This window comes from Mesorhizobium sp. M4B.F.Ca.ET.214.01.1.1 (genome assembly GCF_004791545.1).
Classification (GTDB): domain Bacteria; phylum Pseudomonadota; class Alphaproteobacteria; order Rhizobiales; family Rhizobiaceae; genus Mesorhizobium; species Mesorhizobium abyssinicae.
In genome coordinates this window covers 61,688-76,338 of the sequence record NZ_SRUX01000014.1, presented here as the reverse complement: position 1 = coordinate 76,338, position 14,651 = coordinate 61,688, and the positions used below count along the sequence as shown (strand labels likewise).

Annotated in this window: 10 protein-coding genes; 9 read left to right on the top strand and 1 reads right to left on the bottom strand. The window is 66.0% G+C overall.

Features of this window, described 5'->3' with window-relative positions:
* Positions 1 to 230 precede the first annotated feature (230 nt).
* A complete protein-coding gene (locus EN857_RS25180; RefSeq protein WP_127286669.1) occupies positions 231 to 905 on the top strand; it encodes a hypothetical protein in 675 nt (224 codons plus the stop codon).
* 36 nt (positions 906 to 941) lie between these two features.
* On the opposite strand, the gene EN857_RS25175 is transcribed toward EN857_RS25180, so the two are convergent.
* The gene (locus EN857_RS25175; protein ID WP_127286670.1) at positions 942 to 1,394 is read right to left on the bottom strand and encodes a nucleoside deaminase; all 453 of its coding nucleotides are present in this window, start codon (positions 1,392 to 1,394) and stop codon (positions 942 to 944) included.
* A 180-nt stretch (positions 1,395 to 1,574) separates the two neighbouring features.
* On the opposite strand from EN857_RS25175, the gene EN857_RS25170 reads away from it, so the two are divergent.
* From EN857_RS25170 to EN857_RS25135, 8 genes are all read left to right on the top strand, one after another.
* Positions 1,575 to 3,545: a pseudouridine synthase gene (locus EN857_RS25170; protein WP_128346166.1), complete on the top strand. Its 1,971-nt coding sequence runs from the start codon at positions 1,575 to 1,577 to the stop codon at positions 3,543 to 3,545.
* 13 nt (positions 3,546 to 3,558) lie between these two features.
* Positions 3,559 to 4,113: a 16S rRNA (guanine(966)-N(2))-methyltransferase RsmD gene (gene rsmD / locus EN857_RS25165; RefSeq protein WP_127392264.1), complete on the top strand. Its 555-nt coding sequence runs from the start codon at positions 3,559 to 3,561 to the stop codon at positions 4,111 to 4,113.
* Positions 4,114 to 4,233: 120 nt separating this feature from the next.
* Positions 4,234 to 5,589 (top strand): pitrilysin family protein, encoded by a 1,356-nt coding sequence (locus EN857_RS25160; RefSeq protein ID WP_127392265.1) that lies wholly within the window; start codon positions 4,234 to 4,236, stop codon positions 5,587 to 5,589.
* 185 nt (positions 5,590 to 5,774) lie between these two features.
* Positions 5,775 to 7,106 carry a pitrilysin family protein gene (locus EN857_RS25155; protein WP_189523012.1) on the top strand — a complete coding sequence of 444 codons (1,332 nt, stop codon included), beginning with the start codon at positions 5,775 to 5,777 and terminating at the stop codon, positions 7,104 to 7,106.
* Positions 7,103 to 7,963 (top strand): patatin-like phospholipase family protein, encoded by an 861-nt coding sequence (locus tag EN857_RS25150; RefSeq protein ID WP_127392267.1) that lies wholly within the window; start codon positions 7,103 to 7,105, stop codon positions 7,961 to 7,963. The genes EN857_RS25155 and EN857_RS25150 overlap by 4 nt, the downstream gene beginning before the upstream one ends.
* A 448-nt stretch (positions 7,964 to 8,411) precedes the next feature.
* Positions 8,412 to 10,442, top strand: a complete 2,031-nt coding sequence (locus EN857_RS25145; RefSeq protein WP_281015752.1) for a type I secretion system permease/ATPase — start codon at positions 8,412 to 8,414, stop codon at positions 10,440 to 10,442.
* A gap of 1 nt (position 10,443) precedes the next feature.
* Positions 10,444 to 11,745 carry an HlyD family type I secretion periplasmic adaptor subunit gene (locus EN857_RS25140; protein WP_127394011.1) on the top strand — a complete coding sequence of 434 codons (1,302 nt, stop codon included), beginning with the start codon at positions 10,444 to 10,446 and terminating at the stop codon, positions 11,743 to 11,745.
* 342 nt (positions 11,746 to 12,087) lie between these two features.
* On the top strand, positions 12,088 to 14,502 hold the full coding sequence (locus EN857_RS25135; protein WP_210235147.1) for a hypothetical protein: 2,415 nt from the start codon (positions 12,088 to 12,090) through the stop codon (positions 14,500 to 14,502).
* The last annotated feature ends 149 nt before the right edge of the window (positions 14,503 to 14,651 follow it).

Here is a 14,651-nt window from a genome sequence, read left to right as displayed (position 1 = left end):
AGTGTGAAGCGGTTTGGGATAACGACATGCATCACCAAAATGAGTGCACAAATGCCACGCCGGGCGGCGGATTGCCGCCAGCGCGTTGCCCTTAGCGGGTGGTTGAGGTAAACACGCGAAACTCCGGACGACAAATTCTCGCCGGAATTCCGTCGCAAGTGCTTGGCCGATGGGGACCGCGCCTCTGGCCGGTGGCGATCGAGAGGCTGTTTATTGTGGGACTTTTTGGCATGACCGAGAGAACATATGCGCGCGTCGCGCTGCTGGCGCCGCTCGTCGTATCGGGGCTTGCGCTGTCCGGCTGCATGGGCTCGCCCACCTACGGCACCGACAAGCCGGCCGCCACACAGCTCGCCGACGATCTCTCCAGTGCCTTTTCGATCACGCCGAAGCGCAAGGAACAGATCGACTACAAGCCGCGCCCCGATCTGGTGAAGCCGGCGCCGGGGCAGAAGGGAAACCTGCCGCCGCCGCAGGAGAGCATCGAGACGGCGAGCGCCGATTGGCCCGAATCGCCCGAGCAGCGCCGCGCCCGACTTCGCGCTGACGCCACCGCCCACCAGGACGATCCGGCCTACCAGTCGCAGATCGTCGACGACGTGCAGACCGATCCGGCGGCGGTGAAGAAGGCGATGGCGGATTCGGCCTCGAGCCACCCGCCGCGCTGGACGCCGGCGGATTCGGACAAGGGCCGCGCCGCCGAGATCCAGCGCCGCATGGCAGAGGGCAAGCAGGGCGACCCCAACACCCGCAAATATCTGAGCGAGCCGCCGCTGGCCTATCGCGTCGCCTCCGACGCCGCGCCGCAGGGCGAGCTTGGCGAGGACGAGTACAAGAAGGAACGCCGCCTCAAGAAGGAGGCGGCCGCCAAGAGCAAGAGTGGCGGCTGGTTCGACTGGTGGTAAGGTTTCGGCCCTGGGCTTCTTGGCTTAGGCCGATTTCTACGGCTCGCGCCGCTCCCGGAAAAAATCCTTGAGAATGAGGGACGCCTCGCGCTCGCCCATGCCCGGATAGATGTCCGGCGTGTGGTGGCAGGTGGCGGAGGTGAAGAAGCGCACGCCGTTGACCACCGCGCCGCCCTTCTCGTCGGCGGCGCCGAAATAGAGCCGGCGCAGTCGCGCGAACGAGATGGCGCCGGCGCACATGGCGCAAGGCTCCAGCGTGACATAGAGATCGTGGCCGGTAAGCCGCTCGCTGGCGAGCTTTTCGCAAGCCTGGCGGATCGCCAGCATCTCCGCATGCGCCGTCGGATCGGCAAGCTCGCGGGTGCGGTTGCCGGCCTTGGCGACGACCGTGCCGCCGCTGGCGATGACGGCGCCGACCGGCACTTCGCCGCGCCGCGCCGCCGCCTCGGCCTCCGCCAGTGCCAATGCCATGAAATCCGGCCGCTTCACGCGCTTTCCATTCCGATTATCTCCTCGCCACCCGACAGCGATCCTGTTATCTAGCGCCTAACCTCGAAAATCGGACTCGGTTTTCGGCAACGATCATGCGCCACATCAAAGTGCGACAGCGTCCTTTGCGCGCCCGAACGGATGCGCCACGCTGTAGCAGCGCAAACAGGCAAAGGCCACATGGACGACAACGACAAGAAATTCCGGCCCAAGAAGGGGCCGGTCAGGGGCGGTCCGAAAGCCGCGGGGCCGCGCGGCCGCGATGGCGCCGCCGGCAAGGGCGGCAAGCCGGGCTTCGGCGCCAAGAAGCCTTACGCGCCGCGTGGCGACCGGCCGATGGCTGCCGAAGGCGAGCGGCCAAAGCGCGATTTCAAGAGCGGCGACCGGCCGTTCAGCAAGGGCAAGCGTCCCGAAGGCAAGCCCTTCGAGAAGCGCGAGGGGCCACGCAAGCCCTACGCGCCGCGCGGCGACCGGCCGATGGCTGCCGAAGGGGAGCGGCCTCCGCGCGATTTCAAGCGCGCCTACAAGCCGCGCGATCTAGAGCAGGGCGCGCCAGGCGGCGACAAGCCGTTCCGCAAGGGCCCGCGTCCGGACGGCAAGCCGTTCGAGAATCGTGAGCGCAAGCCTTATACGCCGCGCGGCGACCGGCCGATGGCGGCCGAGGGCGCGGGCGGCGAAAAGCGTTTCGACCGGCCTAAACGTGATTTTGCCGATCGTCCGAAGCGTGACTTTGCCGATCGCCCGAAACGGGATTTCGCCGATCGCCCCAAGCGCGATTTTGCCGGCGACCGGCCGCAGGGTGGTTTCAAGCCGCGCCCGCGCCCCACGGAGGCCGCCGAGGAAGCGGGCGAGCGCATCGCCAAGCGGCTCGCACGCGCCGGTCTTGCCTCGCGCCGCGACGCCGAGGAACTGATCGCCGCCGGCCGCGTCAAGGTCAACGGCAAGGTCCTGTCCTCGCCGGCCTTCAACGTCATGCCAGATGACATCATCCATCTCGACGGCATGGAAATCCCCAAGATCGAGCGCACGCGGCTGTTCCTGTTCCACAAGCCGGCCGGCGTCGTCACCACCAACCGCGATCCCGAGGGCCGCAAGACCGTCTTCGACGTGCTGCCGGCGGAACTGCCGCGGCTGATGACCATCGGCCGCCTCGACATCAACACCGAGGGGCTGTTGCTGCTGACCAATGACGGCGGCCTGTCGCGCGTGCTCGAGTTGCCGGCCACCGGCTGGCTCAGGCGCTACCGGGTGCGCGTGCACGGCAAGGTCGAGGAAAGCGCGCTCGCGGGCCTGCGCGAGGGCATCGCCGTCGACGGCGTTTTTTATGGCGCGATCGAAGCCAGCCTCGACCGGGAGCAGGGCACCAATGCCTGGCTGACGATCGGCCTGCGCGAAGGCAAGAACCGCGAGGTCAAGAACATCCTTGGCGCGCTCGGCCTCGACGTGACGCGGCTGATCCGTATTTCCTACGGCCCATTCCAGCTCGAGGACCTGCCGGAGGGCCACGTGCTGGAGATCAAGGGCCGCGTGCTGCGCGACCAGCTCGGCGAGCGCCTGGTCGAGGAATCCGGCGCCAATTTCGACGCCGAGATCCAAAAGCCCTTTTCCAACAAACCGGTGCGCCGCACCGAACCGCGACGCGATGAGGCCGAACGGCCAAAATTCCCGCGCGATGGCGTCGATCGCCGGCCGATCGGCGAGGGCGGGCTGATCAAGGCCCGCAAGCGCCGCGAAGGCAGCCGCGACGAGGCGCTGGGCAAGCTTTCGACCAAGCCCGACAGGGCCTTCGGCGAGCGCGGTCCGAAGCCGGAGCGCGGCGGTTTCGGCGACAAACCTCGCGGTGGTTTTGGCGACAAGCCCCGTGCGGGGTTCGGCGGCAAGAAGTCCGAGCGCGAGCAGCGGCCGATCGAGCCGCCCGGCCAGCGCAAGGCCAATGTCTGGATGGCGCCGGGTGCCCGGCCGATCGGCAAGGGCAGGGCGGAGGCCGATGCCGCAAAGGCGGCGGAAGCCAAGGCGCGCAAGGCTTCGTTCAAGCCGTCCTATGGCAAGGCTGCCGGCAAACCAAGCGGCGCCAAGCCGTACGGCAAGCCGCGTGGCGAGCGCCCGGATGGCGGCGACCGGCCGCGCCCGAAGGGTCCCAGGACCAGATGAGGGCCGGACTGAAATGAGAATCGTCGGCGGTGAGTTCCGCGGGCGTCCGCTGGCGACGCCGCGCGGCAATGCCATCCGCCCGACCACCGACCGCACGCGCGAGGCGCTGTTCAACGTGCTGGCGCATCGCTTCGCCGACAAGCTCGATGGCGCGCGCGTGCTCGACCTGTTCGCCGGCACCGGCGCGCTCGGTCTGGAAGCGCTGTCGCGGGGCGCTTCCTACGGCGTCTTCATCGAGGAATCGGCCGAGGGACGCGGCCTGATCCGCGAGAATGTCGAGGCCTTCGGACTGACCGGCCGCACCAAGATCTTCCGCCGCGACGCCACTGGGCTCGGCGATGCCGGCACGCTGGCCGCTTTCGGCCTCGTCTTCGCCGATCCGCCCTATGGCAAGGGTCTTGGCGAGCGTGCGCTGCGTTCCGCCAGGCAAGGCGGCTGGCTGCTGCCCGGCGCGCTCTGCGTCGTCGAGGAAGCGGCCTCCGCGCCGTTCGACGCCGGGGAGGGATTCGCGGTGGTCGACGAGCGCGGTTATGGCGAGACGGTGATCCGGTTCATCGAGGCGGGGTGAGCAGCTCTCCTCTCCCACAAGTGGAGAAGGAAGAAGCGCCGCCTCGAAAATGACGAACAATTCACTTTGCCTCGACCAGCAACCTTGCCTATCGTCGCGCAACCGAAACCGGAGCGTTTAATGACATCTTGCACCAGACGGCTGCGCGCGGCGCTCCTTACCTCGGCGCTTGCGCTCACCGGCCCGGCGCTCGCCGGCGACGACGGCAAGGTGACGGATTTCCTGCTCGACAACGGCATGGAGGTGGTGGTCATCCCCGATCATCGCGCCCCGATCGTTACCCACATGGTGTGGTACAAGATCGGCAGCGCCGATGAGCCGGCCGGCAAATCCGGCATCGCGCATTTCTTCGAGCACCTGATGTTCAAGGCGACGACCAACCACGCCGCCGGCGAGTTCGACAGCGCCGTCGCGGAGATCGGCGGCTCCAACAACGCCTTCACCTCCTACGACTATACCGCCTTCCACGAGACGGTGGCGCCATCGGCGCTGGGCGAGATGATGGCCTTCGAGGCCGACCGCATGCGCAACCTCATCCTCACCGACGACGTCATCAAGACCGAGCGCGACGTCATCCTGGAGGAGCGCCGTTCGCGCATCGACAGCAGCCCGCAGGCGCTGCTGGAGGAGGAGGTCGACGCCACGCTGTGGCAGAACCAGCCCTACCGCATTCCGGTCATCGGCTGGATGCAGGAGATGGAACAGCTGAACCGCACCGACGCGACCGCTTTCTACGACAAGTATTACCGGCCGAACAACGCCGTGCTGGTGGTGGCTGGCGATGTCGAGCCCGACACGGTGAAGGCGCTGGCAGAGAAGACCTACGGCAAGGTCGCGCGCGGGCCGGACCTGCCGCCGCGCATCCGCCCAGTCGAGCCCGAGCAGAACACCAAACGCTCGGTGACGCTGTCCGACGCGCGCGTTTCGGTGCCGACCTTCTCGACGCAATGGGTGGTGCCGTCCTATCACACGGCCCGGCCGGGCGAGGCCGAGGCGCTCGACCTGCTCGCCGAAATCCTCGGCGGCGGCAACCGCAGCCGGCTCTACCAGCAGCTGGTCGTGAAGCAGGGCGTCGCGGCGGAGGCCGGCGCCTACTTCCAGGGCACCATGCTCGACGCCACCAACTTCACCATCTACGGCGCACCGCGCGGCGACGCCAAGCTCGGCGATGTCGAGGCGGCGGTCGACGCCGAGGTCGCCCGCATCGCCAGGGACGGCGTCACCGATGACGAGCTGGAGAAGGCCAAGCAGCGCTATGTCCGCTCGATGATCTTCGCCCGCGACAAGCAGGACGACATGGCCAACATGTATGGCTCGACACTGGCCACCGGCGGCAATGTGCAGGACGTGCTCGAATGGCCGGATCGCATCCGCAAGGTCACCGCCGACGAGGTCAAGGCGGTCGCCGCCCGTTATCTGGTGCTCGACCATTCGACGACAGGCTATCTCCTGCCGCAGCAACAGGCGGGGAATTGATGATGAGTTGTGTGGCCGGGCGGATGAGTGCTTTTCCTTCTCCCCTTGTGGGAGAAGGTGGATCGGCGCGTGGCGCCGAGACGGATGAGGGGTGCTGGCAGGACCGCCCACGGTTCGTTTCTTCCAACACCCCTCATCCGTCGCCTTCGGCGACACCTTCTCCCACAAGGGGAGAAGGAAAGGCGCTGCGCGCCCTCGCCACCCTTTGCTTTGCGATCTTCTTCCTGATCCTGCCCGCGCTCGCCGCGCATGCCGGCATGAACATCCAGGAGGTGAAGTCCGACAAGGGCATCACCGCCTGGCTGGTCGAGGACCACACGGTGCCGATCATCGCCATCCGCTTCGTCTTCGATGGCGGCACCGCGCAGGATCCGGCGGGCAAGGAGGGGCTGGCCAATCTGATGACCGGCCTGTTCGACGAGGGCGCCGGAGACCTCGACAGCGACGCCTTCCAGGTGAAGCTCGACGATGCCGGCGCCGAGATGAGCTTCGAGCCGCAGCGAGACGGCATTTACGGCTCGATGCGCATGCTGTCGGAACAGAAGGACGCCGCCTTCGATCTCTTGACGCTCGCGGTCAACAAGCCCCGCTTCGACCAGGCGCCGCTCGACCGCGTGCGCGCCCAGGTGCTGGCGGGCATCGTCGCCAATGAGCGCGACCCCAATGCGATCGCCCAGCGCAAATGGCTGCGCGCCATCTATGGCGAGCATCCCTATTCCAGGCCGGACGAAGGCACCAGGGAGAGCATCGCAGCGATCGCGCCGGCGGATCTCGGCGCCTTCCACAGGGCGAGCTTCGCCCGCGACGGCCTGCATGTCGCCGTGGTCGGCGACATCGACGCCGCGTCATTGAAGCGGAAGCTCGACCAACTGTTCGGCGACCTGCCGCAGAGGCAGGCGCTCGCCGCCATCGCCGACACCCAACCCAAGCTTGGCCAGCAGGTGGAGGTCGACTACGACCTGCCGCAGACCTCGCTGCAGTTCGCCTATCCCGGCGTGAAGCGCAGCGCGCCGGATTTCTTCGCCGCGGTGCTGATGAACGAGATCCTCGGCGGCGGCACCTTCACCTCGCGCCTCTATGACGAGGTGCGCGAGAAGCGCGGCCTTGCCTATGGCGTCGATTCCAACCTGGTCGACCACCAGCATTCCAACGCGCTGATCATCACCACCGCGACTCGCTCCGACCGCGCGTCGGAGACGCTTGCGATTGTGCGCGACGTGGTCAAGACATTGGCCGAACAAGGTCCGACAGAGGCTGAGCTCGACGCCGCCAAGAAATACATGATCGGCGCCTATGCCATCAACAATCTGGACTCCTCCGGCTCCATCGCGGCGACCTTGGTGGAACTGCAGCTCGACAGGCTGGGCATCGACTATCTGCAGCGCCGCGCCGGCCTCATCAATGCGGTGACGCTGGATGACGTCAAGGCGGCGGCGAAGAAGCTGCTGTCGCCCGCGCCGGCGATCATGGTCGTCGGGCCGCCACTCGCCAAGGCTGCGGGAGGCGGCAAGGGATGACCAGCGGCCCCACCTTCGGCGTTGCCTTCGGCGGCGGCGGCGCGCGGGGCCTGGCGCACATCCACGCCATCGAGGCGCTGGACGAGCTCGGCATCAGGCCGGTGGCCATCGCCGGCTCCTCGATCGGCGCCATCATGGGCGCCGGCATGGCCTCCGGCATGACCGGCAAGGACATCCACGACTATGCCCGCTCGATCCTCGGCCGCCGCGCCGAGGTGGCCTCGCGCATGTGGCGGGCGCGGCCGGGCACCATCGCCGAGGCGATGGAGAGCGGCATCCGCGTCAGCCAGTTCAATGTCGAGCGCATCCTGAAGGCATTCCTGCCCGACGCCATCCCCGAAACCTTCGCGGAACTGAAGATCCCGCTCAAGGTGACGGCGACCGACTATTTCGGCCACAAGCTTGCGGTCTTCGAGGACGGCGATCTGCATTCCGCATTGGCTGCCTCGGCGGCCATTCCGGCGGTGTTCCGGCCGGTGACCCGCGATGGCCGCGTGCTGATCGACGGCGGCATCTACAACCCGGTGCCGTTCGACCTCATCGAAAAGGACGCCGACATCGTCATCGCCATCGACGTCGTCGGCGCGCCGAGCGAGGCCGAGCGCAGGCACCCGACCACCGTCGATTTGATGTACGGCGCCACGCAACTGATGATGCAGTCGATCATCGCCAACAAGCTGAGGCAGTGTCCGCCCGACATCCTCATCCGCCCGGCCGTCTCGAAATACCGCGTGCTCGATTTCCTGAAGATCGAGACGCTGATGGCCGAGACGGTCGAGATCAAGGATGAACTGAAACGCGCCGTCGAGAAGGCGGTTGCAGAGCACGGCGGCAAGCGCGGCAAGAAGGTGGTGTGAGCGAATCAGCTCCGTCCGCTTCGCCCGGCGTTATACTCCCATATACTTCAACTTCACCGGGCCGAATCTTCGTCGAAATGCCCGTTGACGCACGCCCAGATAGAGTTAATAATGTTCTAATATAGTAGCGTAAACAATCTCCCGACCGGCAACAACGAGTTACGGCGCTACAGGGAAGGGAACCGCGCGGCGACATATCAGTCGCCGCCGCATCACCATCGAGCCGCCAGTCGTCGTGAGGCGCTGTCGCGTTTTGCAGTTCGCCGGCCGCTGCCGCGGGTTGCCAGACGCAACGCCGATCCTCCTCCCTCTCGGACTTGAGCGCTGAATCTCGGCGCTGTTGCCATGGCCAGTCAGCCGCGTTGCGCGCCGTTGCGCGCAGCTGACTCGTCCCTGATGGGAGAGGCAAGTCGTGACTGCGGGGTTCAGTAAGGCGTCGCTCGGGTTGTTGAGCAAAGCAGCGTTTGCTTCGGCGCAGGCGAAGGTCAGGCTTTTCGGCTTCGCCGTCGTCGTTTGCGTCGCCGGTTTCTTTCTGTCCGGCTTCAGCGGGCTTGCGTCGATGGGCTGGACGCTCGTCGCGGTGGCGATGGCGGGTATCGGCAGCCTGGCCATGTTTCGCGCCCGCGGCGACGGCAGGCAAAAACCCGTTGGCGACCCACCCGGTCGGACCGCCGCGCCGGGCAAGCCATCGGCGAGGCCGGCCGCGCGGAAGGCCAATCCCGCTCCCTCCGAACTGGCCGCTGCGCTTGCCAGTTGCCGGTCGGCCTTCATTGCGGTCGGACTGTTCAGCGGCATGCTCAACGTGCTGATGCTTGCCGGCTCGCTCTACATGCTCGAGGTCTATGATCGCGTGCTGCCGAGCCGCAGCCTGCCGACGCTTGTCGGCATCTCGATATTGCTCGTCATCCTTTATTGTGGGCAGGGTTTCCTCGATTTCGTGCGGGCGCGGGTGCTGGTGCGCATCGGCGGGGCGCTCGACGAGGCGCTTGGCCATCGCGTCTATACCTCGATGCTGAGATTGCCGCTGAAGGCCGCGCGCGGGGCTGACAGCCTGCAGCCGATGCGCGATCTCGACAGCGTGCGCGGCTTCCTGTCAGGCATGGGACCGACGGCGCTTTTCGACCTGCCATGGCTGCCCCTCTACCTGATCATCATCTTCATGTTCCACTGGGTGCTTGGCGCCGCGGCGCTGCTCGGCGCGGTCGTGCTGGTCGTGCTGACCCTGCTTGCCGAGCGGCTGACGCGACAACCGGTATCGGCCGCAACCTTGAGCGGCAACCGGCGCGGCGGGCTCATCGCTGCAGGCACCCGCAATGCCGAAGTGGTCGCCGCCATGGGCATGGCTGGCGGGCTGGCGTCGCGCTGGCAGGATGCCAACGTCGAATTCATCGCCGACCAGCGCAAGGTCAGCGACGTTGCCGGCAGCTTCGGCGCGGTGTCGAAAGTGCTGCGCATGCTGCTGCAGTCGTCGATGCTCGGCATCGGCGCTTGGCTGGTGATCGAGCAGGAGGCATCGGCGGGCGTCATCATCGCCGCTTCCATCCTCAGCGGCCGGGCGCTGGCGCCGGTCGATCTGGCGATCGCCAACTGGAAAGGTTTCGTCGGCGCGCGCCAGGGCTGGCAACGCCTGACCAAGGTGCTGGCGGTCATGCCCGCCGAAACCGAACCCCTATTGCTGCCGGCCCCCAGCGCCAGCGTGGTGATGCAGAATGCCGCCATTACGGCTCCGGGCCTGCAGCGGCTGCTGGTGCAGGACGCCAGCTTCGCCATGGAAGCCGGCCATGGGCTCGGCATCATCGGGCCGAGCGGCTCGGGCAAGTCCACCTTGGTGCGGGCTCTGGTCGGGGCCTGGCAATCCGTCGGCGGCCGCGTCAAGCTCGATGGCGCCGACCTCGACCAATGGTCGTCGCAGGCGCGCGGCCGCCATATCGGCTACCTGCCGCAGGATGTGGAGCTGTTTGCCGGCACGGTCGCCGAAAACATCTCCCGCTTCGAGATGGACGCCGACCCGGCAGCAATCATCGCCGCGGCCAAGGCCGCCGGCGCGCATGACCTGATCGTCGGCTTCCGCCAGGGTTATGAAACCGAGATCGGTGAGCATGGCGAGGCGCTTTCGGCCGGCCAGCGCCAGCGCATCGCATTGGCTCGCGCGCTCTATCGCGATCCGTTCCTGGTCGTGCTCGACGAGCCGAATTCCAACCTCGACATGGACGGCGAGCAGGCCTTGATCCGCGCGATGCTCGGCGTTCGCGAGCGCGGCGGCGTTGTCGTCATCGTCGCCCATCGCCCGAACGTGCTGACCGCCGTCGATTTCATCATGGCGATGAAGCAGGGGCGCGTGCACGAATTCGGACCGAAGGAGGAGGTCTTCGCCAAGATGTTCCCGATGCTGCGCTCGGTCCCGTCAAGCAACCCGCCGCAGCGGGCATCCGCGGAAACGACCCCCGCGGTCGCCGCCCGGACCGGGGGAGGGAACTGACATGGCCGCGCCCGGCAACGCCCACGCTTCGATCCGTTTCTACACTCGCCTTGGGCTCGGCGCCGTGCTCCTGCTTGGAGGTGGTGTGGGCGGCTGGGCCTCGGTCACCGAGATCGCCGGCGCGGTGATCGCTCCAGGCACGCTGGTCGTCGGTTCGCACGTCAAGAACGTGCAGCATGCGACCGGGGGCGTCGTGGCCGAGATCGACGCTCGCGACGGTGACCGCGTGAAGGCCGGTGACCTTTTGCTGAGTCTCGACCGCACCGTGCCGGCCGCCAATCTTGCGGTGGTGAGCAAGGCGCTCGACCAGCTCATGGCGCGCAAGGCCCGTCTCGATGCCGAGCGCCGGGGCACGGACGGCATCGAGTTTCCCCGGGACCTCCTCGATCGCTCGGCCGATCCCGACGTCGCCGAGGCGATCTCCGGCGAGACGCAGCACTTCGACACGCGGCGCACCTCCCGCGCCGGCCAGAAGGGCCAGCTCGGCGAACGCATCGTCCAGCTCGAGAAGGAGATCGCCGGCGACACCGCGCAGATGGAAGCCAAAAGCAAGGAAATCCAGCTGGTGCAAAAGGAGCTCGCTTCCGTGCGCACGCTTTGGGGCAAGAAGCTCATCTCCATCGATCGCCTGACCTCGACCGAGCGCGAGGCGACACGCCTCGATGGCGAACGCGGCCAGCTCATCGCCGCGCTGGCGCAGGCGCAAGGGCGCATCGCCGAGATCAAGCTGCAGATCATCCAGATCGACCTCGACCTCAGCACCGAAGTGAACCGGGACCTGCGCGACATCGACGGCAAGATGGGCGAGCTCATCGAGCGCAAGGTCGCCGCCGAGGACCAGTTGAAGCGTGTCGACATCCGCGCCCCGCAGGACGGCGTCGTGCAGCAGTCGCTCGCCTATACGATCGGCGGCGTGATCACGCCCGGACAGACGATCATGCAGGTCGTACCGGACAATGACAGCCTGGCGGTGGAGGCCAAGATCGCCCCCAGCGACATCGACAAGCTATGGGTCGGCCAGTCGGCCTCGCTGCGCTTTTCGGCATTCAACACCCGCACGACGCCGCAAATCGACGGCGTGGTCGAAAGGACCTCGCCCGACATCGCCACCGATCAGCGCACTGGTGCCAGCTATTACACCGTGCGTATCAGGACGACCGCCGCGGAAGTCGCGCGCCTCGGCGAGGTCAAGCTGGTGCCCGGCATGCCGGTGGAATCCTTCATCAAGACCGAGGACCGTTCGGTGATCTCCTACCTGGTCAAGCCATTGCGGGACCAGATCACCCGAGCCTTCAGAGAGTGAGCCCGCCACGGCGGGAAAACAGCAGCCAAGAGAAAACAGCAGCCACGATCAGCAACCGAATACGAAGCTAGGGGAAATGAAATGACGTCTAGCGATATCAGCGACAATCTGACCAACGATCTGCTCGCAACCCTTGATTCCACCGAGACCGGAAGCACCGATCCGGCTTCTTCCGACCCCGTTCCGCCGCTTGCGGTTACGATAGACCAGGCGGACGCGGACTACGCGCCCGGCGAGACCGTGGGGATCACCGCCACCGACGTCGGGGACGGCGGCTCGCTCACATTTTCGGTTGCCCATGTCAGCGCCGGCGCCGACGGCGTTCTCGGCACCGCGGACGATGTGCTCACCTATGATCTGACCGGGACTGGTACGCCCTGGGTCGTCACCGATGGCGGCGCCGGCGATCTCGATGGTACAGTCAACGGCAAGATCCAGACCTCGTGGTACGTCAACAGCGACGCGGCGAACCAGGCGTTCGTGCTCACAGCGACAGACCAGGCAGACGGCCGGGTCGCGACCGTGAACTTCACCGATGCTCCTCCTCCTCCCCCAGACGCTTCCGGCGCGGCAGCCGACTTGACGGTGCGAAATGCCACGACACTCGCTGGCTTCAATGTCGGCGACGCAAAGTTCCAAGTCTATCAAGTCAAAACAGACTTCGGACAATCGTCAGGGACTGGCACCTTCGATGCCTTTGTCCAAGTTCAGGGCCCGAACAATCCCCCTACGGAGCAGGGCTACAACTACGATCGCGGCGGCACCTATGGCGATGTTCTCAGCCCGCAGTACAACGAGAACACGAGCGCGCAGCACAACAAGGCCTTGCTTTTAAGCGATATTCCTATCGTCATAGTCGACGGCGTGGCCTATCGGGAATTTCTGCTTGACTCCAACGAACAAAATGGCAGCAACGGCGAATTCATTTCGCTGGACAGCCTGCAGATTTACCAGGAGACCTCTGGAAATCTGGGCATGGGGCACGTGCCGGTTTCCGAGAACACCCCATACACTCCAGGCAGCGGTTTCGGCGTAACCGGCGAGCATCTCGTCTACAATCTGGATGCCAGCGGCGATGTTTGGGTTGCGCTGAATTCCAGCCTGTCTTCGGGCAGCGGCGACAGCGACATCCGCGTCTTGATCAAAGACAGCGAATTTCTCCAGGATGCCGATCATCAATATGTTTACGTCTACTCGGCGTTTGGCGGCCAGGCTGGCGACTGGCAGACAGGCTCGGGCTTCGAGGAATGGGGCACGAATCCCAACAACCTGGTGACGTTCGGGATTTCGGGCACGAAATACCTGGATGCCAATGGCGACAGCCAGACGACGGGCGATGCCGGCCTCGGCGGCGTGACGATCTTCATCGACAAGGACAATAGCGGCGACTTGAGCGCCGATGATCTCACGACGACAACGGCGGCCAACGGCACGTGGTCGTTCACCGGCTTGGACGCCACCTTTGATGGGTTGAAGGTCTATGAACAACTGCCGGGCGGCTATGTGCAGACGCTCGGCCAAGCGGGCTACACGATCGATGGCCTGTCAGGCGAGGACCAGTCGGGGATGGACTTCGCCAATTTCCATGACTTCTCGATCAGTGGCACCAAGTACGAGGACCTGACCGGCGACGGCACAAGCGCCGACGACACCGCCTGGTCGCATGATCCGGTGACGATCTTCATCGACGACGACAACAGCGGCGATCTCAGCGCCGGCGACCGCTCGACGACGACCGACGCCTCCGGCAACTGGTCGATCGGCGGTCTGACGCTGGCCGATGTCGGCAAGAACATCTACGAGGTCGTGCCGGACGGCTCGCAGCAGACCGGCACCCTGGTGCAGACCGTCGGCAACCCCGGCAGCGGCGGCACCGACAGCGGCAACGACTTCACCAACTTCCTCGACTTCTCGATCAGTGGCACCAAGTACGAGGACCTGACCGGCGACGGCACAAGCGCCGACGACACCGCCTGGTCGCATGATCCGGTGACCATCTTCATCGACGACGACAACAGCGGCGATCTCAGCGCCGGCGACCGCTCGACGACGACGGGGGCCGGCGGCGCCTGGTCGATCGGCGGACTGACGCTGGCCGATGTCGGCAAGAACATCTACGAGGTCGTGCCGGACGGCTCGCAGCAGACCGGGATCCTCGTGCAGACGGTCGACAATCCCGGCAGCGGTGGCACCGACACCGGCAACGACTTCACAAACTTCCTGCCGCCGGCCGGCCAGGGCCTGACGCCGGGCTTCTGGAAGAACCACCTCGATATCTTGACCCAGGAGCTAGGCGAGTTCCACTCGGGCTGGAACTCCAACACTTCCTTCGAGACCATCTTCGAGTTCCAGAACCTGTCGAAGATTCCAGGAACGCCCTCGATCGCGGATGCGTTGGGAGCCAAGGGCGGTGGGGTGAACCACCTCGAACGCTCCTCGGCGGCGGCGTATCTCTCCGCTGCCGTCACTGCCGTGCCCGACGGCCCCGGCGGTAAACCGGAACTCAATTTCAGTTTCTCCGCGGCGACCAGTTCGAACCCGGCCATCATCGCAATTCTCAATCAGATTGACACGAACGACGACCACACGCTGCAACCGGGCGAGGTGATCGCCGCGGTGCGGGACGTCCTTAACGACACCAACGCCCCGACCTCCAATTTCGGCCTGACCGGTCAACCGGGGATCAACGATATCGCCAACGCCTTCGATGCGATGAACAACCAGACGCATCCGGACGCCAGCGTCTTCCTCATCTGACGAGCTGGCGTAAATCTCGTCCGAACAGCAATCGGGGGCTCCTTGCCCCCGATCGTTCGATGACGGCAGCTTTCCTAAAGCAATAGACAGAGCGGAGCCTTCACGTCCGCGGCGCCGCGCTGCTTCCTGGCCCGGCGATGCCCAGCCTT

Excerpts from the sequence above, each read along its gene's own strand:
- EN857_RS25140 (WP_127394011.1), top strand. The coding sequence starts at position 10,444 with ATGGCCGCGCCCGGCAACGCCCACGCTTCGATCCGTTTCTACACTCGC.
- EN857_RS25150 (WP_127392267.1), top strand. The coding sequence starts at position 7,103 with ATGACCAGCGGCCCCACCTTCGGCGTTGCCTTCGGCGGCGGCGGCGCG.
- EN857_RS25160 (WP_127392265.1), top strand. The coding sequence starts at position 4,234 with ATGACATCTTGCACCAGACGGCTGCGCGCGGCGCTCCTTACCTCGGCG.
- rsmD (WP_127392264.1), top strand. The coding sequence starts at position 3,559 with ATGAGAATCGTCGGCGGTGAGTTCCGCGGGCGTCCGCTGGCGACGCCG.
- EN857_RS25180 (WP_127286669.1), top strand. The coding sequence starts at position 231 with ATGACCGAGAGAACATATGCGCGCGTCGCGCTGCTGGCGCCGCTCGTC.
- EN857_RS25170 (WP_128346166.1), top strand. The coding sequence starts at position 1,575 with ATGGACGACAACGACAAGAAATTCCGGCCCAAGAAGGGGCCGGTCAGG.